28 protein-coding genes and 1 riboswitch are annotated in these 26,456 nt (G+C 37.7%); of the genes, 2 read left to right on the top strand and 26 right to left on the bottom strand.

Annotated features, from left to right (window positions below; translation table 11 throughout):
* Positions 1 to 47 precede the first annotated feature (47 nt).
* The 20 genes from ribH to rsmG form a co-directional block, all read right to left on the bottom strand.
* Positions 48 to 521 (bottom strand): 6,7-dimethyl-8-ribityllumazine synthase, encoded by a 474-nt coding sequence (gene ribH, locus F5ESL0260_RS01550; RefSeq protein WP_122025620.1) that lies wholly within the window; start codon positions 519 to 521, stop codon positions 48 to 50.
* Position 522: 1 nt separating this feature from the next.
* On the bottom strand, positions 523 to 1,749 hold the full coding sequence (gene ribA / locus F5ESL0260_RS01545) for a GTP cyclohydrolase II (protein WP_122025682.1): 1,227 nt from the start codon (positions 1,747 to 1,749) through the stop codon (positions 523 to 525).
* Positions 1,750 to 1,760: 11 nt separating this feature from the next.
* Positions 1,761 to 2,366, bottom strand: a complete 606-nt coding sequence (locus F5ESL0260_RS01540) for a riboflavin synthase (protein ID WP_122025619.1) — start codon at positions 2,364 to 2,366, stop codon at positions 1,761 to 1,763.
* Entirely contained in the window at positions 2,351 to 3,412 is a 1,062-nt protein-coding gene (ribD, locus tag F5ESL0260_RS01535) for a bifunctional diaminohydroxyphosphoribosylaminopyrimidine deaminase/5-amino-6-(5-phosphoribosylamino)uracil reductase RibD (RefSeq protein WP_199700495.1), read from the bottom strand. The genes F5ESL0260_RS01540 and ribD overlap by 16 nt, the downstream gene beginning before the upstream one ends.
* A gap of 120 nt (positions 3,413 to 3,532) precedes the next feature.
* Positions 3,533 to 3,666, bottom strand: a riboswitch (FMN riboswitch).
* Between the two features lie 107 nt (positions 3,667 to 3,773).
* Positions 3,774 to 3,968 (bottom strand): hypothetical protein, encoded by a 195-nt coding sequence (locus tag F5ESL0260_RS01530; RefSeq protein ID WP_122025618.1) that lies wholly within the window; start codon positions 3,966 to 3,968, stop codon positions 3,774 to 3,776.
* 149 nt (positions 3,969 to 4,117) lie between these two features.
* The gene (locus tag F5ESL0260_RS01525) at positions 4,118 to 4,864 is read right to left on the bottom strand and encodes an aspartate/glutamate racemase family protein (RefSeq protein WP_122025617.1); all 747 of its coding nucleotides are present in this window, start codon (positions 4,862 to 4,864) and stop codon (positions 4,118 to 4,120) included.
* A 14-nt stretch (positions 4,865 to 4,878) separates the two neighbouring features.
* A complete protein-coding gene (locus F5ESL0260_RS01520) occupies positions 4,879 to 6,450 on the bottom strand; it encodes a UDP-N-acetylmuramoyl-L-alanyl-D-glutamate--2,6-diaminopimelate ligase (RefSeq protein WP_122025616.1) in 1,572 nt (523 codons plus the stop codon).
* A 44-nt stretch (positions 6,451 to 6,494) separates the two neighbouring features.
* Complete coding sequence (locus F5ESL0260_RS01515; protein ID WP_046324245.1) at positions 6,495 to 7,649, bottom strand: cell wall metabolism sensor histidine kinase WalK; 1,155 nt, start codon at positions 7,647 to 7,649, stop codon at positions 6,495 to 6,497.
* Positions 7,650 to 7,653: 4 nt separating this feature from the next.
* Positions 7,654 to 8,340 carry a response regulator transcription factor gene (locus F5ESL0260_RS01510; RefSeq protein WP_046324244.1) on the bottom strand — a complete coding sequence of 229 codons (687 nt, stop codon included), beginning with the start codon at positions 8,338 to 8,340 and terminating at the stop codon, positions 7,654 to 7,656.
* Positions 8,341 to 8,517: 177 nt separating this feature from the next.
* Entirely contained in the window at positions 8,518 to 9,486 is a 969-nt protein-coding gene (locus F5ESL0260_RS01505) for an ABC transporter ATP-binding protein (RefSeq protein WP_122025615.1), read from the bottom strand.
* A 1-nt stretch (position 9,487) separates the two neighbouring features.
* Positions 9,488 to 11,014, bottom strand: coding sequence for an ABC transporter permease/substrate-binding protein (locus F5ESL0260_RS01500; protein WP_122025614.1), 1,527 nt, complete (start codon positions 11,012 to 11,014; stop codon positions 9,488 to 9,490).
* A gap of 186 nt (positions 11,015 to 11,200) precedes the next feature.
* A complete protein-coding gene (locus tag F5ESL0260_RS01495) occupies positions 11,201 to 13,063 on the bottom strand; it encodes an ABC transporter ATP-binding protein (protein WP_199700494.1) in 1,863 nt (620 codons plus the stop codon).
* 9 nt (positions 13,064 to 13,072) lie between these two features.
* Entirely contained in the window at positions 13,073 to 14,797 is a 1,725-nt protein-coding gene (locus tag F5ESL0260_RS01490; protein WP_046324241.1) for an ABC transporter ATP-binding protein, read from the bottom strand.
* A 139-nt stretch (positions 14,798 to 14,936) separates the two neighbouring features.
* Positions 14,937 to 15,719: a DUF1129 family protein gene (locus tag F5ESL0260_RS01485; protein ID WP_122025613.1), complete on the bottom strand. Its 783-nt coding sequence runs from the start codon at positions 15,717 to 15,719 to the stop codon at positions 14,937 to 14,939.
* A 9-nt stretch (positions 15,720 to 15,728) separates the two neighbouring features.
* On the bottom strand, positions 15,729 to 16,829 hold the full coding sequence (gene ychF / locus F5ESL0260_RS01480) for a redox-regulated ATPase YchF (RefSeq protein ID WP_122025612.1): 1,101 nt from the start codon (positions 16,827 to 16,829) through the stop codon (positions 15,729 to 15,731).
* A gap of 24 nt (positions 16,830 to 16,853) precedes the next feature.
* Positions 16,854 to 17,129, bottom strand: coding sequence for a DUF951 domain-containing protein (locus F5ESL0260_RS01475; protein ID WP_046324238.1), 276 nt, complete (start codon positions 17,127 to 17,129; stop codon positions 16,854 to 16,856).
* Positions 17,122 to 18,009 (bottom strand): ParB/RepB/Spo0J family partition protein, encoded by an 888-nt coding sequence (locus F5ESL0260_RS01470; RefSeq protein ID WP_122025611.1) that lies wholly within the window; start codon positions 18,007 to 18,009, stop codon positions 17,122 to 17,124. The genes F5ESL0260_RS01475 and F5ESL0260_RS01470 overlap by 8 nt, the downstream gene beginning before the upstream one ends.
* On the bottom strand, positions 17,987 to 18,766 hold the full coding sequence (locus tag F5ESL0260_RS01465; RefSeq protein WP_110445546.1) for a ParA family protein: 780 nt from the start codon (positions 18,764 to 18,766) through the stop codon (positions 17,987 to 17,989). Before F5ESL0260_RS01465 ends, F5ESL0260_RS01470 begins: the two co-directional genes overlap by 23 nt.
* 15 nt (positions 18,767 to 18,781) lie before the next feature.
* Positions 18,782 to 19,630, bottom strand: coding sequence for a nucleoid occlusion protein (gene noc, locus F5ESL0260_RS01460; RefSeq protein WP_122025610.1), 849 nt, complete (start codon positions 19,628 to 19,630; stop codon positions 18,782 to 18,784).
* Positions 19,631 to 19,645: 15 nt separating this feature from the next.
* Positions 19,646 to 20,368: a 16S rRNA (guanine(527)-N(7))-methyltransferase RsmG gene (gene rsmG, locus F5ESL0260_RS01455; protein WP_110445544.1), complete on the bottom strand. Its 723-nt coding sequence runs from the start codon at positions 20,366 to 20,368 to the stop codon at positions 19,646 to 19,648.
* 157 nt (positions 20,369 to 20,525) lie between these two features.
* Here rsmG and F5ESL0260_RS01450 point away from each other — a divergent pair, with 157 nt between their 5' ends.
* Together F5ESL0260_RS01450 and F5ESL0260_RS01445 are read left to right on the top strand one after the other, a co-directional pair.
* On the top strand, positions 20,526 to 21,062 hold the full coding sequence (locus tag F5ESL0260_RS01450) for a CvpA family protein (protein WP_046324233.1): 537 nt from the start codon (positions 20,526 to 20,528) through the stop codon (positions 21,060 to 21,062).
* A gap of 228 nt (positions 21,063 to 21,290) precedes the next feature.
* Positions 21,291 to 22,361 (top strand): C39 family peptidase, encoded by a 1,071-nt coding sequence (locus tag F5ESL0260_RS01445; RefSeq protein ID WP_122025609.1) that lies wholly within the window; start codon positions 21,291 to 21,293, stop codon positions 22,359 to 22,361.
* Positions 22,362 to 22,415: 54 nt separating this feature from the next.
* Here the strand turns inward: F5ESL0260_RS01445 and F5ESL0260_RS01440 are convergent, their stop codons facing one another.
* From F5ESL0260_RS01440 to F5ESL0260_RS01415, 6 genes are all read right to left on the bottom strand, one after another.
* Positions 22,416 to 23,345 carry an FAD:protein FMN transferase gene (locus tag F5ESL0260_RS01440; RefSeq protein WP_122025608.1) on the bottom strand — a complete coding sequence of 310 codons (930 nt, stop codon included), beginning with the start codon at positions 23,343 to 23,345 and terminating at the stop codon, positions 22,416 to 22,418.
* Positions 23,346 to 23,355: 10 nt separating this feature from the next.
* Positions 23,356 to 24,147 (bottom strand): tyrosine-protein phosphatase, encoded by a 792-nt coding sequence (locus tag F5ESL0260_RS01435; RefSeq protein WP_122025607.1) that lies wholly within the window; start codon positions 24,145 to 24,147, stop codon positions 23,356 to 23,358.
* Positions 24,148 to 24,231: 84 nt separating this feature from the next.
* Positions 24,232 to 24,780, bottom strand: a complete 549-nt coding sequence (locus F5ESL0260_RS01430) for an NADPH-dependent FMN reductase (RefSeq protein WP_046324230.1) — start codon at positions 24,778 to 24,780, stop codon at positions 24,232 to 24,234.
* 11 nt (positions 24,781 to 24,791) lie between these two features.
* Positions 24,792 to 25,331 carry an NADPH-dependent FMN reductase gene (locus F5ESL0260_RS01425; protein WP_122025606.1) on the bottom strand — a complete coding sequence of 180 codons (540 nt, stop codon included), beginning with the start codon at positions 25,329 to 25,331 and terminating at the stop codon, positions 24,792 to 24,794.
* Positions 25,332 to 25,486: 155 nt separating this feature from the next.
* Positions 25,487 to 26,092, bottom strand: a complete 606-nt coding sequence (locus tag F5ESL0260_RS01420) for a TetR/AcrR family transcriptional regulator (protein WP_122025605.1) — start codon at positions 26,090 to 26,092, stop codon at positions 25,487 to 25,489.
* 105 nt (positions 26,093 to 26,197) lie between these two features.
* Positions 26,198 to 26,419, bottom strand: coding sequence for a hypothetical protein (locus F5ESL0260_RS01415; protein ID WP_046324227.1), 222 nt, complete (start codon positions 26,417 to 26,419; stop codon positions 26,198 to 26,200).
* Positions 26,420 to 26,456: the final 37 nt, after the last annotated feature.

The following is a 26,456-nucleotide window of genomic DNA, read 5'->3' as shown; positions in this document are numbered from 1 at the left end:
TAAAAATGACCTGTTTTTTCTTTATTTAGGATTGTGCACTTAAAAAATTATAGTTGCTTTATTTGCTCTTCTATATTTAATACTTCTAATACATCCGTGGCACACTCTGCACCTTTATTGCCTGACTTGCCGCCGGCACGATCAGTTGCTTGTGCAACCGTGTCGGTCATGAGTACACCAAACATGACCGGAACCGGTCCATTAGCTGATGCAGCTGCTAGCTGAGAAGTAGTACCTTCACAAACATAGGTAAAGTGAGCTGTTTCGCCTCTAATTACAGCTCCTAATGCAATAATGCCATCGACTTTGCCACTCTTTGCCAGGCAGTTGACTGTACGAGCAATTTCAAAGGCACCGGGTACTTTCACAAGCACAATATTTTCATCTTTCACGCCCGATTTTTTTAATTGTGCCATCGCTCCAGAAAGGAGACGATCGGTTACCACACCATTAAATTGAGCAACGACAATACCAATCTTTTTATCCTGTCCCTGGGCAATGTTGCCGATAATTTCTTTCATGTTAATCTACCTCGTTTAAAATATGATTCATTTCATGCTTTTTAGTTGCCAAGTAATTCTTATTTTCGGCAGTCATGCCTACTTCAACAGGTATTCTTTTGATAACTTTAATACCATAATTTTCTAATTGATTCACTTTGTCCGGATTATTGGTCATTAATTCAACTTCGCTCACGCCTTTTTGTCTTAAAATTTCAGCAGCAACATTATAGCGGCGTGCGTCAACCGGCAAGCCAAGGTGCTGGTTAGCTTCAACTGTGTTCATACCTTCGTCTTGCAGCTTATAAGCACGTAACTTGTTTTCTAGACCAATTCCCCTACCTTCTTGACGCAAGTATAAAACCGCTCCTGATCCATTTTGCTCAATTTTTGTTAAAGCTGTGGCAAGCTGAGCGCCACAGTCACAGCGCTTAGAACCAAAAACATCCCCAGTCAAACATTCACTATGAAGCCGCAATAAAAGAGGCTCACCTTTTTTTACTTCACCCTTACTAATTAACAAAGTCGGTTGCTTTTCAGGATGCTTTTTATCCCTGAAGCCTTCAAGCTGGAAATGACCGTATTTAGTCGGAAAGTCAACCTTGGTAAAGGATTCAATCTCTAAATCTTTGTTTGCCATATTCTTGCGGTATGCAATTAACTCTTCAATGGTCAAATAAGGAATACCAAGTCCTTCTGCTAAAGCCTTTAGGTCTTTACGTCTGGCCATCGTTCCGTCTTTTTTTATGCACTCGCAAATAAAGCCTACAGGTGCAACCCCAGCTAATCTAGCCAGATCAAAAGCAGCTTCAGTATGACCTGTGCGCTCCAGTACACCGCCTTCTTTAGCTACCAAAGGAAAAACATGACCTGGATGATAAAAATCAGCCCACTGGCTATTAGGATCAGCCAGTTTTTTAATAGTTTTAGCACGATCAAAAGCCGAAATTCCCGTAGTGGTTTCAGTAGAATCAACACTAAGAGTAAAAGCCGTGCCAAAAGTATCGTTCGAACCAGTTTCAATTGGTTTCAGTTGCAAACGGTCAGCGTATGCCTTACTCATCGGCACACATAAAAGTCCGCGCGCCTTAGTGATCATCATATTAACTGCTTGAGGCGTTACCTTTTCAGCCAGACCAATCATATCCCCTTCAGACTCACGCTGCGGCGAATCAGCCACAATGACCAACCCACCTGTCAGCATATGTTGCAATACCTTTTGCATTTTTTCATTCAGTTGTTCTGTCATTTTTTCCTCCATTAAAATTCCTTTTTCCAAGCTTGAATTTGTTTGACAGCGTACCGACCAATCATATCCACTTCAATATTGACTTTGTCATGCACTTGATAGTGAGCCAAAGTAGTATTTTGTATGGTATAAGGTATTAAGCTTACTCCAAAATGATCATTTTGCGCCATTGTCACAGTTAAACTAATGCCGTCAATGGCAATTGAGCCTTTTTCAACAATAAAGGGGGCATACTTATGTGGTACTTGAAATTCCAACTCAATAGAATTTTCGTTTTCATCCCTTTTTACCAGTTCAGCTGTGGTATCAACATGTCCCGCAACAATATGACCATCAAGCTTACCGTTCAAAGACAGTGATGGCTCTAAATTTATCAAACTACCTTTTTGCAAATTGCCCAAATTAGTCCGTTTCATTGTTTCCGGCATCACGTCTACTGCAAAGTCATTATCGCTCCAAGCGGTAACGGTTAAACAAATACCATTAACGGCAATGCTTGCCCCTAAAGGCAAATCTTTTTGCACTAATTTAGGAGCGCAAATACCTAGTCTTGCATGTTGCTCACTAATTTCCAAACGGGTTATCGTTCCCGTAGTTTGAATTATTCCTGTAAACATTCTTTTCTCCTCACGCGAATTCTGACATCTTGATTGAATTTTTTAACGTCTAAAAGTTGATAATCACTCTTTTCTGCTAAAGCCTGGCCAAACACAGCAGGTAATGCAGTACCGCCTAAAACTAAAGGAGCAATGTATGTCACTATTTCGTCAGCCAAATTTGCTGCCACAAACTGACTCTGGACATTGCTGCCACCTTCAACTAATAATGTTTGAATTTCATGTGCGGCTAAAAGCTGCACAATTTTTGAAGGTGTCCATTTAGTAGCAGTAAAGCAGCGAATATTTTCAGCTACTTTTTGAGTCAGTTCACTTCTACTTAATAGCCAGATTTCACCATGTGTCTTAAACATGCGACTGTTAAAGTCCAACTGATTAGCATCTTTAGTTAACACTATTCGAATAGGTAGATGGGGTAAATTCTTAATTCTGACCGTTAAAAGTGGATTGTCTATTCGCAAAGTATTTGCCCCAATTAAAATTGCTTGGTTGTGCAAACGCAACTTTTGCACATCCACCTGAGCTGCATCCCCAGTCAAAATTGTTCTAGTTTTCCCGGCTGCATTAATTTTGCCATCAATGGACATTGCATATTTAAGCGTCACAAAAGGCCTCTTTTTGTGATAAAAAAAGTTATAAGCAACGTTTAAATTTTCTGTACCACCGATTATCTCAGTTTGCACCCCATGGCTTTCTAGATATTCAATACCCTTGCCAGCTACAATTTGATGAGGATCAACCTGACCAATAACAACTTTTTTTATTCCGGCCTCAGTGACCTTTTTGCAGCAAGGAGGTTGCTTGCCGTAATGGCTGCAAGGCTCTAGCGTGACGTACAAAGTTGCACCTTGTGCCTGCTGGGGGTCAGCTAAGTGTGAGAGTGTATTAACTTCTGCGTGTTCCTTACCAAATTGATGGTGGTAGCCGGTCGCTAGAACCTGACCATTTTTAACCAAAACTGCACCAACTAAAGGATTTGTCCAAGTCATTCCCTGAGCTTTCAATGCTTCTTGAACTGCCATTTGCATATAATCCTTATCCTGCACTAATTTCACTTCCTAAGCATTAAAAAACCTCGTTGATTCAATCAACGAGGCTTATTTTATATTCATCAAATAAGATTTCAGCGAAGTTTAATAACGACGCGAGTTTTCTGTCTAATCTTGTTTGTTCTTCTCCCATCCAGACTTTAACTGTCGGTACTAGACTTGCACTAGTTCCACCGCAAAACGCGGGTCACGGACTTCAATTATTAATTGTCACCGTCGGTAGGGAATTGCACCCTGCCCCGAAGAAACCGTATTCAACTTATTCCAGTATAATATAGATATCCTATGTCGGCAATAGCAATTTATTGTTTTATAAAATTATATATACGATAAGCGCAAACTTAAATAAAATAATTCCTTATAGTCTCCAATCAGACAGATGAAGGGGGATATTATTATTTTTACCAAAATATTTCTTGAAGGCAGTGCCAAATGATAAATGATCTTTAAGGTGATTGCGATAAGCATCTCTAATGCTCAAAATTGCTGTTACTGCTAAATTAGTAGTCAATATTATCAGTATGCCAATAAATATATATAAAAGATATAACATTTTAACTCTCCCATTTTCATCTGTATTACTTTTCTAATACACTACTACCGGATGGCAACATTGTCAACACTTTTTAAGAAAAATAAATAGACTAATAATTCAAATTGATTACTAGTCTATTTTAATTTGTATTAAACAACACGTATTGTTTAATACATATATTTATCTATAGCAGTCTTAGGATCCATCCCTGCACGAATTTTTAGTTCTAATTCAATTGCCACATCAGCAATAATTACTTGCGGATCAATAACATTATACGGATGATCTGGCGCCTTTTCCTGAGCTAAAGATAATTCAGTACAACCAAGTAAAATTACATTACAACCATATTGATCATGCATTATGCGTAATATGCGGTGATAAAGTTCGCCATCAACTACGCCTTTTTCTTTAATGTTGGAATAAATCAGCTCAGTAACCAGCGGTTGAATCTCAGGACCACCCAGTTCTACCTCACGGCCAACTTGTTCAATTTCGTCTTCGTACAGATGATCATAAATCGAACCTTCTGTAGCAATCAAACCAATCTTTTTTTCTTCCGGATAATCATTTACGAACTTATGCACGGCAATGCGCATCATATGCAAAAAAGGAATGTCAGTTAGTTTAGCCAAGTCATCATAAAAAAAATGTGCAGTATTACATGGCATCACGAAAAAATCAGGCTTTAGCATTGCTTGCTGGAGCACATCATCACACAAGGCATTGAAAAAATTAGGCTGACTATGGTCTTTGATATAAGCCGTTCGGTCAGGAATTTGGGCATCATTAACTAAAATATAATTCAGATAGTCCTGATCTTTAGTAATCTTTATACGGTGATTAATCATGCGGACGTAGCTTTCCGTTGCAATGGTACCCATACCACCAATAATACTAAAAAAATGTTTCATTAATACCTGCTTTTCTAACCGTTAAAATGTTCTTTTTGCCCTTCAAGTTCATCAATTACCTGTTGTGCAACTGTAATATCAGACGGATAAGGAGTATCTACTCCCCGGACCTTTTGATAACTATCTTCACCTTTACCACAGATCAGAACAACATCACCCTGCTTGGACATACTGATTGCATCATGAATGGCCTTCTTACGGTCTAGTTCTATTGTGACATCAACTTTAGAATGATCGATCCCTGCATCAATTTCCTGTGCTATATCCATGGGATCTTCAAAGCCAGGATCATCTGTTGTCAGAAAGGCTTTATCAGCGTAGGCATTCAGACTGTTACTAAAACCGGGACGACGAGAAACTCCTTTGTCACCAGGTGCCCCCACAACGACAATAATTTTAGGATTATTAAATTCTCGTTGCATAAAGCCCATAAGAGCCATCATTGAGGCTTCATTATGTGCGAAGTCCACAACCACTACTCCGTGCTTCTTTGTAACTTCTGTTTGCATTCTTCCAGGGACGGTAACTTGACTGATACCTTTAGCAGCATCGTCATAATTCATTCCTGCCAATCCTGCACCAATTACTGCTGCGGTACCGTTAGATTCGTTAAAATCACCTAACATCTTTAACTGGTAATCGCCAGCTATTTTAAGCTGCTTGGCTTTGCTGGTAACACACAACACCTGGAACCGGGTCCGTGACATATCAAGCTCTTGGGTCGAAAAACGAAAATCGATGGTCTGTTTCAGATCCGGATTAGTAAATTTTTCGTCAGCAAACAAGTAAATACTGTCTGGATCAGTAGTAGTCATGGCCGCAGCGTAAACTTCAGGAAAATGATCAGTCTGAGCGTTAATAATACATTTACGAGCATTAACCAGCAGCTGCAACTTACAATGTAAATAATCAGCGAAATTGGGATGCTCATTGGGTCCAATATGATCAGGTGTAATATTTAAGAAAAAGCCCAGGTCATAGGTCAGACCAAATACCCTGTTTTTCTTATAAGCCTGGCTGGAAACTTCCATAACCATATGCGTCATTCCGTTGTCTACAGCTATTCGCATATCACGGAACAAATCAAGTGATTCAGGCGTAGTCAAGCTTGACTTAAAAGTATCATCTTTTTTAGGCCCCACAACTGTGTTGACTGATGAAATTAACGCCGTTTTACCACCGTTTACCTGATCTAACATCCCTTTTAAAAAGTAGGCCGTTGTAGTCTTGCCTTTAGTACCAGTAATAGCTATTAAATATAAATCGTCTTGCGGGAAACGGAAAAATGCCGCAGACAATAACGCCATCGCTTTGGAAACATTGCGCACAATCAGTGCATGCATTCCCTTACCTTCCGGATAGGGTTGCTCTGCTACATAACAATTAGCACCATTCGCCTTTGCCATTGACAAATAAGTGGGACGAAAACCAGCACCTTTACAGAAGAATAATGTATTGGTATGAACGTCACGCGAGTCATACGACACATATTCCATCTTAGAAGATATAGTATCTTGGACAGCACTCGATTTAAGCAGATGGTGTTCTTTTAAAATTAAAATACAGGTATTTAAAGAAATACTCATGCTATACTCCTCTATTTATTATCTCAGTCAAAATTATACCACAGCTATGCTGGAGTTTTTTCACTCTTTAAGTTTAAAGGCAGGCAAATAATGAAACGGGTCCAATCTTTGTCAGATTCACAGCGGATTTTGCCCTGATGAAGATCAACAATACTTTTGGTAATTGATAGACCTAGCCCGGTGCCACCCGTTTGGGTATTACGGGAGCCTTCGACTCTGTAAAAACGTTCAAATATTTTTTTCAACGAATCTTCGGGAATTTGAGCACCATTGTTTTCTACCCGTAACTCAACTTCATTGTTATTAACTAAATTAGCAATTAAGTTAATTTGTGTTGCACCTGTACCGTACTTTAGCGCATTAGTGATGAGATTATTATAAACACGTACCAACTTTTCCGCATCAGCTTGAATGGTTAAATTCTTAGGTCTTGCTTCTATATTAAATACTATCCCTTTTTCCTGACCCTCGAATTCAAACCCCGCGGCAACCTGCTCTAACATAGAAAAAATATGTAAAGAAGATAAATTTAATTTGGTACTAGTTGATTTTAACGTTGTATACTCAAGCAAATCATGAGCGAGCGATTTCATTTGTTCAGCCTTCATATATGCAATATTAAGATATCTTTGTTGATCTGCTGGATTTGACACCCCCGATTTCAGTAAACCCAAATAGCCGATGATAGAAGTTAAGGGCGTTCTGATATCATGAGAAACATTGCTAATCAGTTCGTCCTTTGACTTTTCAATCGCTTTTTCTTCATTAATCGCATTTACTGTACTATCCACTAACGAATTAATTGAATCAATTACTTTTTGCAAATCAGTTTTGACTTTAAAAGAAATTGTATGGTCAAAATGTCCCTTAGCAATATAATGCAGTTCAGAAATAACATGTCTTAACTGCATTTGATGATAGCGCCGAATTAAGCGCCAGTACAGAACGATTAAATCACCAATACCCATGAAAATAATAAAGGTATTCTGCCAGGACCATAAGTGGCGCCCGCCAGCAAAAGTAATGGTCTTTTTTAGAAAATAAATCCCGTTAACCAGGTTTTTATCTTGTAAAATTGTCAAGTTGATCAAAATAATCACTGACAGGTTCAATAGTAGCTCTAAAACTACCGTTATAACGCCTTCAGCAAACAGCTCACTTTTTTCCGCGGCTGTCAGCTTGACCCTTTCTTTTTTCATCTAGTTAAGCCTCAACTTTATAGCCTACTCCCCAGACGGTCTGAATAACATCTTCACCACCCGTTGCCGATTGAATTTTGTCACGCAGGTGTGAAACATGCACCATAACGGTTTTAGCAGAAACTATCGATTCCTGCTGCCAAACCCGTTCAAAAATTTCATCCGCTGAAAATACACGGTTAGGGTGACTGGCGAGCAAATATAAAATGCCAAATTCCAGGGCAGTCAACTGAATGTCTTTACCATCAATTGTCTTAACTTCATGTGAATCACGGTTAATAATCAGTGGTCCGACCTCTAAAATATCTGGTTCATCATCCTTAACCTGCTTTTGGCTACGACGCAAAAGTGAACGAACTCGTGCCATTACTTCCAAAGGATTAAACGGCTTAGAAACATAGTCATCCGCTCCAGTAATCAAACCTTGAATTTTATCCATATCACCAGTTTTGGCTGATACGATAATAATTGGGATATCAGAATCTTTGCGCACTTCCTTGATAACATCAATTCCGCTCATATTAGGCATCATGATATCCAAGATCATTAATGCAATATCTGGCGTCGTAGTTAATTTCGTAATTGCTTCTTTGCCGCTATAGGCAACAACTGGAGTGTAACCTTCATTTTTAAGATAAATACTTAACAGCTCGACGATTTCTTTATCATCGTCAACAACTAAAATTTTCATAGGGCTAATTTCCCTTCTTTTATCTATTGATTATTTTCGGTTTATTTCATTATTCCACTAAATATAGTTTAGCAGAATCTATGTCTAATATTTTAGTCAATTTTGTAATAAACTACTAATATTCAAGCATAATTTTATCGTTTTATTAAAAAAGCTGGACAGTTCCCAGCTCATTTCCTATTTTAAACTATTAATATTGTTCAAATATTTAATCAGCCACTGGCGATCAATGAAGCCTAAATATTTTCCATTATTATTTTGTACGGCAACCTCATTTTGACGGCTCAAAAGTAGCAGTAATGCAGCAATTTTTTCATTAATATTAATTACAGGCATTGCTGCCAGCGAATTAGAACTAGTTTGCTTAAATTCATTAAATAAGACTGCTTGCTTTAATGGTGTTTCATATAAATTGTTCCCTAAGCTGCCTTTAAAAAAGTCCCTGACAAAATTGTTTGCCGGATGGCGTAAGATTTCTTGTGGCTGATCGACCTGTAATAATTTGCCATCCTTCATAACGCCAATCCTGTCAGCTAAGTGCAGGGCTTCATTCATATCATGCGTCACAAATAAAATTGTATTATGCAGCTGTTTGTGCAAATTAATAACTAGTTCTTGTAAATTTGCGCGGGAAAGTGGATCCAGGGCGCTAAAGGGTTCATCCATTAAAACAATCGGTGGCTTTGACGCAATCGCGCGTAAAATGCCAATTCTTTGTTGTTCACCGCCAGACAGTTCATGAGGATAACGGTGAGCATACTCTTGGGGATTTAGTCCCACTTTTTCCAATAAATTTGCCGCCATTTCCGTAAGATCAGCTTTAGCACCTTGAATTTCCGGAATCAAAGTAATATTTTTAGCAACAGTCATGTTAGGAAAAAGAGCAATTTGCTGTAAAACATAACCAATTTTCCAGCGCAATTTCTGAACGTTATAATCAGTCGTAGGTCGCTCATTGACTAAAATCTGTCCCGTACTAGGATCTGCCAAACGGTTAATCATTTTAATCGAGGTAGTTTTTCCACTGCCTGAGTTTCCTACCAAAACGAAAAGTTCGCCTTGCTGAATATCCAAATTAAGATCGTTAACTACTACTTTTTTAGCAAAGGTTTTATTTACATGCTCAAATTTAATTGCTGAAGTCATCTTACTTCTCCTTAAGCAAATGCTGTTTTAATAAAAAGTGACGTGCGACTTGTCCAGGATCCATATTTTTAACATTAACTTCATAGTTCATTTCCTGCATCTGCTTTTCGGAAATCCTGCCAGCCAGCTTATTCAAGCTGCGGACAATTTGCGGATGCTTGCGGGCAAAATCATTGGTCATCAAGGGAGCGCCCTGATAAATAGGAAAATTAAGCTTATCATCTTTTAAAATAGTCAAATGATATTGGCGCAATTCACTATCAGTTGAATAGGCATCAACGATGTTAACTTTATTCTGATTAATTGCCTGGTAACGCAAAGCCGGTTCCATTGACTTAACAGGGAAATCAATCTTGTATAATTTCTTAATACCCTTGAACCCATCACCACGATCAATAAATTCTAATGTCATTCCTCCTTTTAGCTGATTGGTGATATTAGCCAAATCACTGATTTTTCTTAAACGATTTTTCTTTTTAAATGAAGTTTTAACTGCTAGGGCATATGTATTATCGTACGCCATAGGCTTAAGCAAAGTAAGCTTATCCTGTTTATTCATTAATTTCTTTGCTTTTTCATAGGTTTCTTTTTCAGACAAACCAGCCGTTTTAACCGGAGACTTCGCAAAGGTTTCCAAAACAGTTCCCGTAAATTCTGGATAAATATCTATTTTATTGTTTTTCAAAGCAGTATATAAAAAGGTAGTTTTACCAAAATTAGGTTTCAAGGTCACTTGAACGTGTGGATCGTCTTGTTCAATTAACTCTTTATACATGTTGATCAAAATTTCTGGTTCAGAACCTAACTTACCGGCAATTGTAACTGTTTCTTTCTGACCGGCAACAGCTTGATAAATTCCACTTCCTGCTAAGAAGATGACACTAACTCCTAATATTCCCAAAGCTGTTTTAACTGAGGCATGTTCCAGCCACTTAATGAGCGCGCTTAAAGTAATCGCCAAAACGCCAGAACAAACAGCGCCAATTACAATTAGTCCGGTATTGTTGCGGTCAATTCCCAATAAAATAAAACTGCCCAGGCCACCAGCACCAATTAAAGCTGCCATGGTGGCAGTACCGATAATTAAAACTAAGGCCGTTCTAATACCCGAAATGATTGTCGGCATAGCTAAAGGCAACTCCACCTTAAGTAATTTTTGCATGCGTGACATACCGAATGCGTCAGCAGCTTCTTCTAGTGCCGGATCAATTTCAGTTAATCCCAGGTATGTGTTCTGAAAAATCGGTAATAGTGCATATACCACTAAAGCGATCACGGCAGGCACTGTTCCAATCCCAACGAGTGGAATTAATAAACCTAGAAGTGCTAGTGACGGAATGGTCTGTAAAATGCTGGCAACTTGCAATAATACCTCTGCTATTTTAGTGTGTTTTACTGTCCAAAAGGCCAAAGGCATGGCAATCACCATTGCAATCAACAACGAAACTAACGATATTTGCAGATGCTGCAATAAAGCAACTCCTAAATCGCCTTTGCGCTGGCTTAAAATCTGGATAATTTGATTCATAGCTTAATTCCTTTATTATCTTTTAAAATTTGAATTATAGCCAAATTATATTAATAGTGTCGAACCAACTAAATTCATTTATTTTACCATAACACAAACTAATGGTTGAAAAGTAATTATTGCTTACACCATTATTTAAAGCAAAAAAATTCCCAGTCTATAGGACCAGGAATATTTTAAGTACATCTATTCTATTTCTTTTTTACCAGTATATAACTCGTAGTAATAACCCTTCTTCTTTAGAAGTTGTTCGTGATTGCCGGCTTCAATAATATGGCCATGATCAAGCACCAGAATTAAATCCGAGTTAACAATCGTAGACAGGCGGTGAGCTATGACAAAGCTAGTGCGACCTGCAAGCAAGTTATCCATACCAGCTTGTACCAGTTTTTCCGTTTGGGTATCAATGCTTGAAGTGGCTTCATCTAAAATCATCACTGGTTCATCTGCTATCATTGCTCGTGCAATACTGAGCAGCTGCATTTGTCCTTGAGACAAGTCTCCGCCATTGCCATCAATGATTGTTTTATAACCTTCATCTAAATGGTGAATAAATTCATCAGCGTGAGATAAGTGTGCTGCCTGATATACATCATCATCACTTGCATCGGTATTACCAAAACGAATATTGTCCATCACCGTACCGGTAAACATATGCGTGTCTTGTAAAACAATTGACAGAGACTGACGCAAATCATCCTTCTTAATTCTACTAATGGGAATACCATCATAAGTAATCGTACCAGAATTAATTTCGTAAAAACGATTAATCATATTAGAAATCGTCGTTTTACCAGCACCGGTTTCACCAACTAAGGCTACTTTCATACCTGGCTTAGCGTCAATAGAAATGTCGTACAAAATTTGTTTATTCGGCGTATAGCCAAAATTAACATGATCAAAGACGATATGTCCTTTAACTGTGACTTTCTTAACAGAGCCGTCTTTTTGTGGTACGTTCCAATGCCAGGCACCCTTAACATTTTCATCCTTGGTAATAGTGACATCACCATCATCAATTTCAACGGGTTGATCCTCTAACTTAAAGATTCTTTCTGCGCCCGCTAAAGCCATTACAATAGAATTTAATTGTTGTGAAATCTGGGCTATTGGCATTGCAAATTGCTTAGATAATTGCAAGAAAGCACCAATGACTCCTAATGAAAGTGGGGCAATACGGTTAATAGCAACTGCTCCACCTAAAATAGCAATTAAGACGTAGAGCAAATTGCCCATGTTGCCCATAATAGGGAACAAAATTGTGGCATACGTATGAGCTTTACCAGAGGCTACTTTTAAAGATTCATTATAAGCATCAAAGTCTTCTTCAACTTCAGGTTCATGGCTAAAGACCTTTATTACCTTAAGACCATTAAGCATTTCTTCATTGTAACCATTAACTTGACCCAATTCTTTTTGTTGCAATTGAAAATAATGAGCGGAGCGAACGGTTAAAAAACGGACGATTATAATAGAGAGAGCAAAAACAATCAAGGTAAAGATAGTTAATTGCCAACTTAAAGCCAGCATGGCACCCAAAACAAAAATGAGGTTCAACGCAGAGTTCATAAACTGTGGAATTGATTGTGAAATCATTTGTTGCAAGGTATCAATATCATTAGTATAGCAACTCATGATGTCGCCATAATCATTTTCGTCAAAATAGGAAATTGGCAACATTTCCATGTGCTCAAACATTTCAAGCCGTACTCTATATTGTACTTTCTGGGCCAAAACTGCCATCAACACAGCAAAAAGATAATTAGAAATAAATCCGATAGCATAGCAACCAAACATAACTGCAATTGCATGTAAAAGCGGACCAAAATTTGGCTGCGCTTCTTTAGTTAAGGGAATAATGTAAACATTAATCAAACGTTCAATAAATAGTGAACCTAAAACGTTTGCTGCAGCTGTTAAAATTATTGCAACCGTTGAAGCAATCAGCATCCAAGGACTTGTACTGGCAACTAATTTAAGCAGTCGCCATAAAATTGTGGAACGCTTACCAGTATTTTGGCTATTTTTATTTTCTACTGCTTTATCCAAATTAATCACCTACTTCTTCTGTTCTTCTTGAAACTTAGCAATTGAGCTGTATAAATCATTACGCTGCAATAGCTCTTCATGTGTCCCGATATCCTGAATCTTGCCTTCATCCATTACAATTATCCTGTCTGCATCTTTAATTGACACAATTCTTTGAGAAATAATAATTTTGGTAGTATCGGGCATATCCTTTGCCAAGGCTTCCCGAATTTGACGCTCAGTCTGTGTATCTACTGCTGAAGTAGAGTCATCAAGTATCAAGATTTTCGGCTTTTTGAGCAATGCCCTTGCAATAGTGATCCTTTGCTTTTGGCCACCAGAAACATTATTACCGCCCTGCTCAACCATAGTGTCATATTGATCTGGCATTTCACGAATAAAGTCATCAGCGTGAGCAATTTTTGAGGCAGCGATAATTTCTTCATCTGTTGCATTTTCATTGCCCCATTTAAGGTTTTCCTTTATAGTGCCTGAAAACAGGACATTATTTTGTAAAACCATGGCAACATTATCACGCAACGTCTTTAAATCATAGGACTTAACGTTATGTCCTGATACACGCACCGCTCCGGAATCAGTATCATAAAGCCGCGGAATCATAGAAACTAATGTAGATTTTGATGACCCCGTACGACCAATTATTCCTATTGTTTCACCCGGCCTGATATTTAAGTTAATATCACTTAAAGCTAGTTCCTTATCATCTGGGTCATACTTAAAGTTGACATGATCAAAAATCACTTCTCCATTATTCACATGCTTTAACGGTTTACGTGGATTTTCAATTGAAGGCTTTTCATTAATAACCGCAGCAACCCTGTGACCACTAGCTCCTGAAACTACCAGCTGAGTAATGATCATAGCCAGCATATTCAAGCTGCCTAAGACAGAATTGGAATAAGAGAACATTGAAATTAATTGACCAGTCTGTAAACTGCCACCCACTATTTCCTTAGCACCAAACCAGCAAATAGCTAAATTAGAAATATTCAAAACAGCCATGACAATCATTGAGTTAAGAGACATGATCTTCTGAGCTGTAGCAAAAAGTCTATAAATAAAACCAGCTGATTTTTTAAACTTGACAGTTTGCGCTTCTTCTTGCACATAAGTCTTAACTTCGCGAATACCACGAACATTTTCCCGGACAACCTGGTTCATGCGGTCATAACCGCGGAAGATTTTAGGAAAATATTTGCTGGCACTTTTGATTACCAAGCCTAAAAGAATTACGAAAACCGGTGCAATCACGACAAAAACAAGTGACAATTGTGGACTAACTATTATTGACATGATAATTGAGACTAGCAACATCATTGGTGCCCGGACTGCTATTCTAATCAGCATTTGATAGGACATTTGAATGTTATTAACATCAGTAGTCATCCTCGTAACTAGACTTGCACTGGAAAACCTGTCAATATTTTCAAATGAATAATCTTGCACATGATAGAACATATCTTTACGCAAGTTAGCTGCAAAACCAGAAGCAGCGTGAGCAGAGGCATAACTGGCACCAGAACCTAAAACAAGTGAAACAACTGTTAGCACCAGTAAAATAACACCAGTTTTAGTGATATATGACATATTCCCCTTCATAATGCCATTGTCTATTAATATACCAACTAAATACGGTATTAACATTTCAATGATAACTTCACCAGTAACAAATAATGGCGACAGCAAAGACAGTTTTTTATACTGCCTGATTGACTTTCGCAGAGTGTTAATCATTAAATACCTCTTTCTAATTTATTAATGCGTTCTTTTACGTGTATTCAGTTTAAAAAGGATAAATAGATTCATAATAAATCTATTTATCCTTTAAAACATATAGTTATCTAAGTATAGCGCTTTTCTTGACAAAAAGCACCTATTTGCTCTTATCAGCTGGCGAAAAGGCGGAACCAATAATTTCATAATGCCGGCGGAACAACCAGCGAATGCCATACGCTACCGCAGCAATAATTAAGTTATATATTCCTGGCAAAGCCGGGTTGATCACTTGTAATGCAGGAAGACCTAATACGCCAAAGCAGATAAAGAGCATTCCCATCAGTAAAACAAAACCCCAGATTAATTTTGACCACGGAATTTTACGATTTTTACTGCCATTAGGTAAAACCCAATCATTATATTTAGTCATGAAAACGCCTAGTGAAGCACCGACAATTAATAATGTTAATACACCCATCTGTGAATTATATTTGTCATTCTTTTGGAACAAACCAATTAGTCCAAAGAGACCAAAGAAAATAGCGACATAAAACAAGGCATTATCCGTAGCGTATTGCCAAAATGGAATATCTGAGGCTTTTCTCTTTTTGGGCTTTAACATGTCAGCAGCCTTAAGCTTAGGCGACATATTATAATACGTGCTGGCTGGTTGACCATGACGTTGTGCAATTACCAAGTCATTTAAAAGCTCATCCACTCTTTTTTGTGCATCTTCATGACTCATTTTACCCTGTGTTTCCAGTTCTTTTTGCAAACGAAAAACATAGTCAGAGTTCTTATTACTGAGCTGCTTACGCAATTCAGCAGGCTGCATTTGCTTGACCTCGTCATCTTTATTCTGATTAATTACCTTTTCTTTTAACTTTTCCTGCTTATTAGTATCTATCTTAGCTTGTTCTTCAGTTTTCTTTTCTGCCATTATTTTTTCCTAAACGTTAAATCTAAATTCAATAATGTCCCCATCTTGAACTTCATAATCCTTGCCTTCAAGACGTAGCTTCCCAGCTTCTTTAACCTTTTGCATAGTTTCATATTGATCAAGGTCAGTAAATGAAACTACCTCAGCGCGAATAAATCCCCGCTCAAAATCAGAGTGAATAACTCCTGCAACTTGCGGAGCCTTCATTCCCCTATGAAAAGTCCATGCCCGTGTTTCAGGACCACCAGCCGTAAAGAAAGTCCTCAAGCCTAAAATGTGGTAAGCTGCACGGATTAAACGGTCAAGGCCTGACTCAGTTACGCCTTCTGCTTCTAAGAACTCAGCTTTTTCATCGTCATCCAAGCCGGCAATCTCTTCTTCAGTTGCAGCAGATATACCTAAACATTCCGCATTTTCACTTTCCGCATGTTTTTTAACTACTTGATAGTACTGGTCTTTTTCCGGATCAGCCATTGAACTTTCAGCGATGTTAGCTACATAGATGACGGGCTTATCCGTTAACAAGAACAAGCCCTTAACAATTTTTTGCTCATCGTCATTAAAACTGATTGAACGTACAGCCTTGCCTTCTTCTAAAACCGGCTTGATTTTTTGCAAAACATTGAACTCTGCTTTAGCCTCTTTGTCATTTTGCTGGGCAATCTTTTTTACCTTATTAATGCGGCGATTAACGGCATCAAGATCCGCAATTGCCAATTCCAAGTTGATAGTGTTGATATCTTCTTCCGGATCTACTTTACCAGTGACGGAAGTAATATTATCATCTTCAAAGGCCCTAACAACATGGATAATAGCATCCGTTTGCCTAATATTTTCCAAGAATTTATTACCCAGACCTTCACCTTTTGAAGCGCCCTTAACTAACCCAGCAATATCGGTAAACTCAAAAGTAGTGTGAACAATTTTCTTAGCCGGAATCAGTTCCTGAATTCGAGCCAGTCTCTTGTCCGGAACTTCAACCATTCCGACATTAGGCTCAATCGTTGCAAACGGGTAGTTGGCCATTTCCGCACCCGCTTTAGTAATTGCGTTAAACAAAGTTGACTTGCCAACGTTAGGCAATCCAACAATCCCAGCAGTTAATGACATTTTTATCCTCTTTCTTTAACAAAATCAGTTATTTTCTTGATTAATATCCGGCCGTGCTATCTCTTTTTTAGGCACATAAAGCGTATTTTTAATATTAACCGGATCATTAGCCTTAGTTAAAACTTTTTTTAAGTTATGCGCGAACTTTGAACGCGGCATCATTACGATATGGCCACACCCCATGCACTTTAACCTGATATCAGCTCCTAAACGCAGAACTTCCCAGTCATTAGTTTTACAAGCATGTGGTTTTTTCATCAATACCGTATCTGCCAAACCATAAGCAATTTCTTTATTCATCAAGGTCGACTCCCAGCACATCGAGTATTCTGTTCAGCTCTTCTGTTGAAGAGAAGCCAATTGACAAATGACCACTACCTTTTTTGCTGGCGGAAATATTGACAGTTGAACCCAGCTTATCAGCTAATTGATGTTCAGTAGCACGAATAAAGGGCGATTTGTGCACTGCTTTTTTGCGCGGTTTCTTAGAATTAAGATTGGCTACCAGTGCCTCAACTTTGCGTACCGGCATCCCTTCCTTAACGACCTGCTTAGCTACTTCGTCAATTTTGTCCTTATTCTTTAAGCCTAAAAGAGTTCTGGCTTGTCCCATTGATAGCTCACCGTGCTGTAACAAGTGCTTAGTTTTATTAGGAAGTGTCAGAAGACGCAAGTAGTTAGCAATATAGGGACGGGACTTACCCATTCTTTTTGAAACTTCTTCTTGGGTCAAGCCCAGGTTTTTTTGCAACATTTCGTATGCCTGAGCTTCTTCAAGAGGCGTTAAGTCCTCACGTTGCAGATTCTCTAAAACGGCAACTTCCATCATCTGGCTTTCGCTAAATTCACGGACAATGGCCGGTATAGTAGTCTTTTTTGCTAGTTTTGAAGCACGAAATCTGCGCTCACCAGCAATAATTTCATAGCCTTTCACCGACTTACGCACAATAATTGGCTGAAAAACACCATTTTCTTTAATCGAATCAGCCAATTCTTTAAGAGACTTGTCATCAAAGTTTTTACGTGGTTGATAAGGATTAGGTCTGATATCGCTTAAATTTAAATCCTGAATTTCTTCTTCATTATCTTCAATTTGCGGTTCGTCTTCAAACAAGGCTTCAATCCCCCGACCTAAACCACCATGTTTTTTAGTATCTTTATTTCTTGAGTTTCTTACCATGATTCTTTAACACCTCCTTAGCTAAATCATCATAAACTTCAGCACCACGTGAATTAGGAGCATATTCAGTAATTGCTTCTCCATAACTAGGTGCTTCAGCTAGCTTAGTAATTCTCGGAATAATAGTTTTATAAACCTTATCAGAAAAATAAGAACGTACTTCTTTTACTACTTCTGCACCTAAATTAGTCCGCGCATCCAGCATGGTCAGCAAAACACCCTCAACACCTAAATCTTTATTAAAGTGTTTTTGCACTAAGCGGATGGTATTAAGCAGCTGACTAAGCCCCTCCATAGCATAATACTCACTTTGAACGGGAATTAAAATTGAATCAGATGCCGTAAAAGCATTGATAGATAATTGTCCTAATGAAGGCGGACAATCAATAAAAATAAAATCGTAATTGTCGCTAATTGAATCTAAAGCTGACTTCAAGCGCGTTTCTCTGGCCATCATACTGATTAGTTCTGTTTCAGCTCCAGACAAATTGATAGTTGCCGGAACTAAATCCAGCCGCTTAGTTGAAGTATGGAAAATCGTATCTTTAAGGGGAACATCATTAATCAAAACGCTGTAAATATCTTGATCAATAGCAGATTTTTCAATCCCCAGGCCAGAGGTCGCATTACCCTGCGGATCAATATCGACAATTAAGACTTGATAACCGCGTTCCGCAATCGAAGCCGCTAAATTTATAGTTGTTGTCGTTTTACCGACGCCACCTTTTTGGTTAGCAACTGAAATTACACTCACCATATTTTCCATGCCTTCCTACTTTCTTTTCAATTCAATCGTAATCATATAATCATCAGGATCATTATTTTCTTTGAACTTAACCTTGATGCCAGACTGTTGAGCAAGTTTAATTGCCTTTTTAATTGTATTAATTTGTACTTTTAAGTCTTTAGGGATACGATTGGCTGCTCGTCTTGTTTGTTCTGCCTGCTCTTTTTCTTTATCCTTAACTTTTTTGCCTGCAAAATACTGGTCAACATTTTTAACGATTTTTTCGGTGTCGCTAACATTCAGGTTATTTGCAAGTATTTCATCTAAGACACGGCCCTGATCTTTCTCACTCAGTCCTACCAAGCAGCGACCATGACGTGGCGAAATTTCACCACTGGCCAAATAACTTTGTACCTTCGGTGTTAACTTTAACAGGCGCAACTTGTTAGCAACATAAGATTGTGACTTGCCAATATTTTGGGCCAAGGTAGTTTGAGTCAGGCTATTTAGTTTCATAAGATTACTATAAGCCTGTGCTTCATCAATCGGATTTAAATCTTCCCTTTGCAGGTTTTCAATTAAAGCCAATGATGCAGCCTGGCTATCATCCATGTTATTAACTATTGCCGGTATTTTTGTCCAAGCGAGCTGCTTTGCAGCTCGCAGTCTGCGTTCACCAGCAATAATTTCATAATTGCCCTCTTTTTCACGTACAACAATTGGTTGCAGTAACCCATCTTTATCAAGGGTTGATGCCAATTCATGAATTGATTCTTCAGAAAACTGGTGCCGCGGCTGAAAAGAATTGGGTTTTATTTTACTTAGCTCAATATCCTGAATCTGCTTATTTTTAGGTATTTCTTCATGATGACGTAAAGAAGAAAATAATGACATTTTGAGTCCCCCTGTTTAATGAATTGGTTTGCGGTGCGGAGTTCCCGCCTGCCGCGGATACTTCTTAGGCGTAGCCTGCACTTTTTCTATCAGAATCAAAGTGCGCTCTTCGGTACTTCGAGGTAATTGTAATTCTTTAACTGCAATGACCTTACCACCTAAAACTTTTAAGGCTTTCTGAGCTGATTTCAGTTCGTCTTCAGCTTTTGGTCCCTTGAGAGCAATGAAATTGCCACTTTCTTTAATTAACGGCAAACAATACTCACTTAAAACGGCCATGTTAGCAACAGCACGGGCAGTCACAACATCAAATTGTTCACGATACTGTTTATTTTGCCCCACGTCTTCGGCACGGCCATGAACCAAGGTAACATTTTCTAAATTTAACTGGGTGATTAAGCCCTGTAAAAAATTCAACCGTTTGCCCAAAGAATCGACGATTGTAACCTTTAATTCAGGCAGCATAATCTTTAAAGGAATAGAAGGAAAACCGGCACCGGCACCAACATCACATAAAGTATCAGCCCCTTTTAATACTGAACCAAATGTGAAAAGAGGTGTGATACTATCCCAAAAATGCTTTAGATAGACCTCATCTTTTTCTGTTATCCGCGTAAGATTAACTTTTTTATTAGTCTCAATCAGACTGGTAAAGTATTGGTTAAATTGGTTGATTTGTTTTTCATTTAATTTAAAATTACGTTTTGATAATTCTTGGACGAACTGTTCAGGATTCATTTTTCACCCGTGAAACCTTGTTTCACACCCTTTAAATTTAACGCTAAAATTGGCTTAATGTAAAGTCAATGCATCCCTTTAATTATGAAATATTTTTCGACTGTCGTCAAAGTCTAAACGCATAAATTAAGCTATAATATCGTCAAAGGAGATAAATATGATTGTTACTTTAATTGTACTGGCTTATTTGACACTAAAAACCTACAAAGGATTTCAAACGGGCTTCACCAGATTAATTATTAATCTGATATTTGCTGCCATTGTCTTCATTACAGCTATTCTGTTTCAAAATCCTGTTGGCAATTGGCTTTACAGTCAGATCACCGGGCAAAATATTCAAACCACTTTAACTCCCGGAACTAACTTAATGCTCTTTCGTTTTTTGGCATTCTTTATCATTGTCTTTTTGGGCAAAATGGTTGTTAAGATTTTTAAAGGCTGGGTACCTAATAAAAATCCCCATGCAACTAACTTTGGCAATTTACTAGATAGTGTTTTAGGTGCTGTCGTATCTTTTTTTGCCAGTTATTTCTTCGTTTACATTATCTTGTCAATGCTTAATGCTTTGCAAAATCCGTGGTTTATCCAGCAAACTTTAGACTCATCATTTATTCGTTTCATCATTTATAACACACCTGGCTTATCCAACGGGTTGTTCAACAGTATCTTTAGTATCAGTAGAACTGCTGCCTAAATAAAATAAAATAGTCATCAGCGTTTAAACTTGTTAGTTTAGACGCTGTTTTTGTTTATCAATTAGCAAAAGTTTACTTCGATCTTTAACTAAAATAATTTGAGTAATTATGTTATATACACTTCTACTAATAATAGAAATCCACATAATTTTTTGGCATATATTTGCCATTTGTTGTAGTAAACTTGTTATGAAGGTATTTTGAATAAGAAAAATTAGGAGGATAAATTGAAAAGTAAATTAACTTTAAAGAAAATTGCAACTATTTCTGCAGCTGTTATTCTTGCAGCACCTGTTTTCAGTAACAATCTGACCAAAACAGTTAGCGCAGAAACGGAAGCTCAAAATAAGCAATTAAAGCAGGACCATAATCAAGTAAATAAAGAGTCTGAGACACAAAAGCCGCAAGAAAACCAAAAGACAGACAAAGAAACAGGTAAGACCGAAACCAATGTCCCGGCTGCCGCGACCCAGAATAAAAAGCCTGCTAATGCCACTGCCAAAAAAGTCAAAACTTTCAAAGTAGCAATTGTTAAAAAGAATTATGGTATTTATCTTGATAATTTTACCAAGAAGAAGGCAGCCAAGAATTATTTTCACCAAACATTTAATGTCAATAAAAAATTTACCCACAATGGCAAAACATACTATTGGCTTAACAAAAAGGGTAAAAAATCAATTGGCTACATTAATAAAAAAGCCGTAGCTACTCCTAATCAGGCTAAAACAATTGAGAATACGCCATATGTCAGTCAATATGTTCCTGTTAAAACCCCGTGGGGCTGTGCAGGAGCATCAATGGCAATGTTGTTAGGTTCTCAGGGACAGAAAATTACCACTAGTTTGCTTACAAAAATTCAAAATAATTTACCAATGCAGCCAGTTAAAGGCGGACAAAAGGGAAATGTTTACACTGGCGTCGGTTTTGGCTATGTAATTAGCCCCGATGCCCTAGCTAAATACGCCCGGACTTTTAAAAAGGGCAAAAAGATCATTAATATCTCCAGTAAAAAACTAACAGTTGATGATCTTAAGATGTATATTCAGGCTGGCAAGCCAGTTTTATACTATGGCTTTTCTTCATATCAAAAAGCTGGCGACTACAAGCGCAATCACTGCAAAGTTATCACCGGCTACAAAAAAGGCAAGTTCTTGGTTTATGATCCACTCTATTACTCCAAGTTTGATAAAGCGGGTACTGGTGGCAAGAACATGAATTATGATCATGGTGCAATTGCCTGGGTACCAGAGAGTGCTATTCAAGCAGAATTTTGCCACAAAGCCCTCTCGTTCAAATAATAAACTTACTTATAAATTTAAAAGTAAAAAAGTGCCTTAGAGGCACTTTTTTTATTACTTTTGAAAGTTATCATACTCAACGTGTTCATCGTTATAAACAAAAACTGCGCCAATGCGGTCAGGATCATCATGCCAACCAGCAACCGGCTTACCAGCAAAAAACAATCTCTTACATTCGATTTCGGCTTCAACTGAATACTTGGTAAAAGTAGTCACGCCAGCCAAATCAGTTTCAACCGGATAACCAGTTCGCGGATCAATTAAATGGTGATACTTATGACCGTCAACTTCTAGATAACGTTCGTAAGTTCCGCTGGTAACTGCAGAACATTCCGGTACCATCACCGAAGCAATATTATTGCCACGAGACTCTTTTGGATCCTGTACTCCTACTGACCACTGACCACTAGTCCTTTTAGGTGAGTCGCCAACAAGTAAAATGTTACCACCTAGATTAATAATTCCGGCGTGAACACCATAAGCTCGCCAGTAATCTTTGATACGATCGGCAATCCAGCCTTTAGCAATACCGCCTAAATCTAATTCCATGCCCACTTTTTGCAAAAAAATGGTTTGATCAGCATCGTTTAGGTCAACTTTAAACGGATCAATCAGTGCCATTCTTTCCTTAATTTGCTCAGCAGTAGGAACGTGCGCGTTTTTAAAACCAATTGCCCATAACTTGACAACCGGGCCTATCAGAGCATTGAAGCCAAAATTTTCCCGACTTTTTTCTACCGCCAATTTAACTAAATCATAGGTACCGCTTGAAACTTGAACAGGGTGCTTACCTGCAGCATGATTAACATCCATTACTTCTGATTCATCACGATTAACTGTCAATAAGTCTTCATAATGGTCGATCAAAGTAAAGGAATCATTAATCACGCTTTTATCACGAGCACCAAAAACCTGTAAAGTGATTGCTGTACCCAAGGCATGATGCTGTCCTACTTCTTGTTCTATAGCCAAATTTTTAATCATTATTTTATCCCTAATTTTCCAAATAATTCTTTCTTATCTTCTCTTGCATTTGCTGGTCAATTCCTAACTGGTTAGCAATATAGGAATCAATTCCACCAAAATCCTCATTGATGGTAATCAGGCTGGTATCAAAATATGCATTGGCAACTGAACCCAAAATACGCATGTTAGCCCGAAACTTATCATTTTCACCGGCTTTTTTAAATCGGGCATCGCGAACTTTACGGTAATCGTTGAGCATTATATTGGAATAAAGGTAATCCTGGCGAATTGTTTCTAAATCCACACCTAAAATGTAAAGCAGTATTACTGTAACTAATCCCGTCCTGTCCTTACCTTCTGAACAATGATATAAAACTGCGCCATCAGTTGTAGCAGCAATTAAACTAACAATTTGATGAATATTATTCTGAGAAAATTGATTACTGATATGATCATGATATCTTTGACACATCATATAAAAGCCGGCATATTGATCCTTGCGGTATTGCTCAAATTCCCTGCTCATATCCAAACCCTTACCACCGGTATTATCATCAGCCGATAAGGGGAATTCATAATGAGCAACGCCCTGAATGCTTTTATCAGAATTAGCTTTGCATTCTGCCGGAGAGCGCAAATCAATAATTTTAGTCAGACCATAATTAAGTAAAAACTGTTCATCTTCTGGCGTTATTTTACTTATGTTACCAGTGCGTAGTAAGCGATGAAACTTAATCTGATGTCCGTTAAAGCCAATATAGCCACCCAAATCACGCGGATTACGAACAGATTTTACAGGTAAAATGACAGGTTCAGTCATGCCAACTTCCTTTCAAAAAAAATAACCGGATAGGATACCCCCCATCCGGTTATTTTACTCTCTGCCAGTTAATCTAGCAAAAGTTTATTTATGTGCTTGCTCAACAAACTTAAAGAAGTTGTCCATCATACCATCTAATTGCTTGATGGTTGCTTCATCAGTCAATTCACCAGTTTCTTTGTTGAATTTATCTGGAGCTTGACCAATTAAAACTTCATTGCCTGGTAAAACATTTGCACTCATATCAGGTGAAAGTAAAATTTCACGCATATCTTCTTGGGCACGACCAGTACCTTGTGAACCATATGATGCACCAGCAATAGCAACGGGCTTCATTTTCATAACGTTAGGGCCAGCGTGTGAGCCTAACCATTCAAGACTGCTCTTTAAAGCAGCAGGAATTGTATGATCATATTCTGGAGTAGTAATTACAATACCATCAGCACTCTTAACGTCTTCGATCCAAGCCTTGATAGTATCATCAGCCATTTCTGTTCTGCAGAAAGGTGTCAATTTGTCGACTTCTTTAACTTCAATATCTGCTTTATCACTATAATGCTTGGCAATAAATTGTGCTAAAAAGCGATTATATGAAAAAGGTGCATTTGTACCAACAATTGCTAATATTTTCATTCTCAGCCCTCCTATTTAGTTACTTGTGCGTACCAACTATCAACTTCATCGAAAAAGTGATCTAAGAATTTAACGGTTTCTTCATCTTTCAAGTCACCATTATCATCAAATTGAGTTGGTGCAACACCCATCATGAATTCATCACCATTGAAGACCTTAGCGCCAAAACCAGGTGCTAAAAACAGATTCTTCAAACGACTTTGTGAACGAGAAGCACCTTGTGGCATTGGTGAAGTTGAAACAATAGCAACTGGCTTACCCTTAAATGGGTGAGTTACACAAGATAACCACTCAAGCGCGCTACTTAAAGCACTGGTAACAGAGTGTTGTTGTTCAGGAGAACCGATTAATACCAAGTCGGCATCTTCAATTTCTTTACTTAAGGCTTGAACTGCTTCTGGGGCATCTTCACCTTCTTTAAACATTGGCAACCCTTTAACTGTTGTCAGCTTAAAATCATACCTGTCGGCAAAACGCTTAGAAATAAATTTAAGCAATGCCTCATTAAATGAATTTTTGGCATTTGAGCCAGATAATGCAAGGATTTTCATAAAAACCACCTTTCAGGAAACTAATTTCACTGTTAATTATAGCATATCCGTATCTTTTTAACATGTTCCTGATTTCAGATAGCTTTAATAATTTAATACTTTCGTATAGCTTATCCTGCTTACACTATGTAAGTAGTAAAAACTATTTCGGGGCTTTAATTGTATTTTTCTTCTGTCTTAAACAGAGAAACATTACTTTTTTTGCTAAGCCAGTCGTTTAAAATTGCATCATTAATTTGTGCCTTTAAAACGTTGATAATTTGTGTTTGAGAAAAAGTCGCAATTTTATTAACTATTAACGAAGCAATTCCACAAGTAGTTATCCAGTTAGCAATAATAATACTTCTGATTTTTTCTGCAGAATACTTACTATCCGGATATTGCTCTTTAAATTTCTCAGTTCCAAAATCTATTAAAGTATCAGCGATTATTTCATTGCCACACTTACCTTCAACAAACATTGCTTTAAAGAGGTTCTCTTGTTCTTGGGCAAAATCAATATACGATAAATCCATGTCAATCAATGGTTCAGCAATATAGCTTTTCTGTAAAATTTTATTCTTTAAGTTGTCTGCAATTTTACGCAAAACCTCTTGGCGTAAATCGTCCATACTATCGAATTCAAGATACAAAGGCTGAGTAGAAAAATGGCCAGCCTTAGCAATGCTGCGGGCCGTTAAGCTTTCAACTCCATCCTTAACAACCATTTTATAAGCAATATTTAAGATCTTACTTTTTCCTATTTCTTTTTTTCTAGCCATTTTGATTTTTTCCTTGATTAACTTTAAACGTATTTTTTAGACCAGCTTCTAGAACTGGTATTGCCACAGGTGAAATATATTTAAGCACACAAATGTAATGAGCAGTTAATCCTCATTATTCAAAAACTCATCATAGTAAGTTGAAACCATATCACTTAATTCTTCTTTACTTAAGCCTTGAGCTGCGCAAAATGAAAAGAAAGCAGCTGATAGTATATAGCCACGTTCAGAATCATCTGTTAGATTATCCGAAAAAGCCATATTAATGCTATGGTTCTGGTAGTCAGTTGTTAATTCAATAGATTTGTCTTCGGGAATATCGTTCATCATTGTACCTCTAGATAAAAAGCTTTATTTAGCAAAA

It is taken from the genome of Lactobacillus sp. ESL0260 (assembly GCF_003692935.1).
GTDB classification, from domain to species: Bacteria; Bacillota; Bacilli; order Lactobacillales; family Lactobacillaceae; genus Lactobacillus; species Lactobacillus melliventris.
The sequence above is the reverse complement of the archived record's forward strand: the minus strand, read 5'-3'. Positions and strand labels throughout refer to the sequence as shown.

What these genes read in the sequence shown, in the direction of transcription:
- ribH (WP_122025620.1), bottom strand. Translation starts at nt 521, where the DNA reads ATGAAAGAAATTATCGGCAACATTGCCCAGGGACAGGATAAAAAGATT.
- rsmG (WP_110445544.1), bottom strand. Translation starts at nt 20,368, where the DNA reads ATGAATCCTGAACAGTTCGTCCAAGAATTATCAAAACGTAATTTTAAA.
- F5ESL0260_RS01470 (WP_122025611.1), bottom strand. Translation starts at nt 18,009, where the DNA reads ATGGTAAGAAACTCAAGAAATAAAGATACTAAAAAACATGGTGGTTTA.
- F5ESL0260_RS01440 (WP_122025608.1), bottom strand. Translation starts at nt 23,345, where the DNA reads ATGATTAAAAATTTGGCTATAGAACAAGAAGTAGGACAGCATCATGCC.
- F5ESL0260_RS01515 (WP_046324245.1), bottom strand. Translation starts at nt 7,649, where the DNA reads ATGAAAAAAGAAAGGGTCAAGCTGACAGCCGCGGAAAAAAGTGAGCTG.
- F5ESL0260_RS01530 (WP_122025618.1), bottom strand. Translation starts at nt 3,968, where the DNA reads ATGTTATATCTTTTATATATATTTATTGGCATACTGATAATATTGACT.
- F5ESL0260_RS01425 (WP_122025606.1), bottom strand. Translation starts at nt 25,331, where the DNA reads ATGAAAATCCTTGCATTATCTGGCTCAAATGCCAAAAATTCATTTAAT.
- F5ESL0260_RS01430 (WP_046324230.1), bottom strand. Translation starts at nt 24,780, where the DNA reads ATGAAAATATTAGCAATTGTTGGTACAAATGCACCTTTTTCATATAAT.
- noc (WP_122025610.1), bottom strand. Translation starts at nt 19,630, where the DNA reads ATGTCATTATTTTCTTCTTTACGTCATCATGAAGAAATACCTAAAAAT.
- F5ESL0260_RS01525 (WP_122025617.1), bottom strand. Translation starts at nt 4,864, where the DNA reads ATGAAACATTTTTTTAGTATTATTGGTGGTATGGGTACCATTGCAACG.
- F5ESL0260_RS01500 (WP_122025614.1), bottom strand. Translation starts at nt 11,014, where the DNA reads ATGAATCAAATTATCCAGATTTTAAGCCAGCGCAAAGGCGATTTAGGA.
- ribA (WP_122025682.1), bottom strand. Translation starts at nt 1,749, where the DNA reads ATGACAGAACAACTGAATGAAAAAATGCAAAAGGTATTGCAACATATG.
- F5ESL0260_RS01490 (WP_046324241.1), bottom strand. Translation starts at nt 14,797, where the DNA reads ATGATTAACACTCTGCGAAAGTCAATCAGGCAGTATAAAAAACTGTCT.
- F5ESL0260_RS01475 (WP_046324238.1), bottom strand. Translation starts at nt 17,129, where the DNA reads ATGAATAAAGAAATTGCTTATGGTTTGGCAGATACGGTATTGATGAAA.
- F5ESL0260_RS01505 (WP_122025615.1), bottom strand. Translation starts at nt 9,486, where the DNA reads ATGACTTCAGCAATTAAATTTGAGCATGTAAATAAAACCTTTGCTAAA.
- F5ESL0260_RS01420 (WP_122025605.1), bottom strand. Translation starts at nt 26,092, where the DNA reads ATGGCTAGAAAAAAAGAAATAGGAAAAAGTAAGATCTTAAATATTGCT.
- F5ESL0260_RS01540 (WP_122025619.1), bottom strand. Translation starts at nt 2,366, where the DNA reads ATGTTTACAGGAATAATTCAAACTACGGGAACGATAACCCGTTTGGAA.
- ychF (WP_122025612.1), bottom strand. Translation starts at nt 16,829, where the DNA reads ATGTCATTAACTGCTGGGATTGTTGGATTGCCTAACGTTGGCAAGTCA.
- F5ESL0260_RS01450 (WP_046324233.1), top strand. Translation starts at nt 20,526, where the DNA reads ATGATTGTTACTTTAATTGTACTGGCTTATTTGACACTAAAAACCTAC.
- F5ESL0260_RS01520 (WP_122025616.1), bottom strand. Translation starts at nt 6,450, where the DNA reads ATGAGTATTTCTTTAAATACCTGTATTTTAATTTTAAAAGAACACCAT.
- F5ESL0260_RS01465 (WP_110445546.1), bottom strand. Translation starts at nt 18,766, where the DNA reads ATGGTGAGTGTAATTTCAGTTGCTAACCAAAAAGGTGGCGTCGGTAAA.
- F5ESL0260_RS01435 (WP_122025607.1), bottom strand. Translation starts at nt 24,147, where the DNA reads ATGACTGAACCTGTCATTTTACCTGTAAAATCTGTTCGTAATCCGCGT.
- F5ESL0260_RS01485 (WP_122025613.1), bottom strand. Translation starts at nt 15,719, where the DNA reads ATGGCAGAAAAGAAAACTGAAGAACAAGCTAAGATAGATACTAATAAG.
- F5ESL0260_RS01510 (WP_046324244.1), bottom strand. Translation starts at nt 8,340, where the DNA reads ATGAAAATTTTAGTTGTTGACGATGATAAAGAAATCGTCGAGCTGTTA.
- F5ESL0260_RS01415 (WP_046324227.1), bottom strand. Translation starts at nt 26,419, where the DNA reads ATGAACGATATTCCCGAAGACAAATCTATTGAATTAACAACTGACTAC.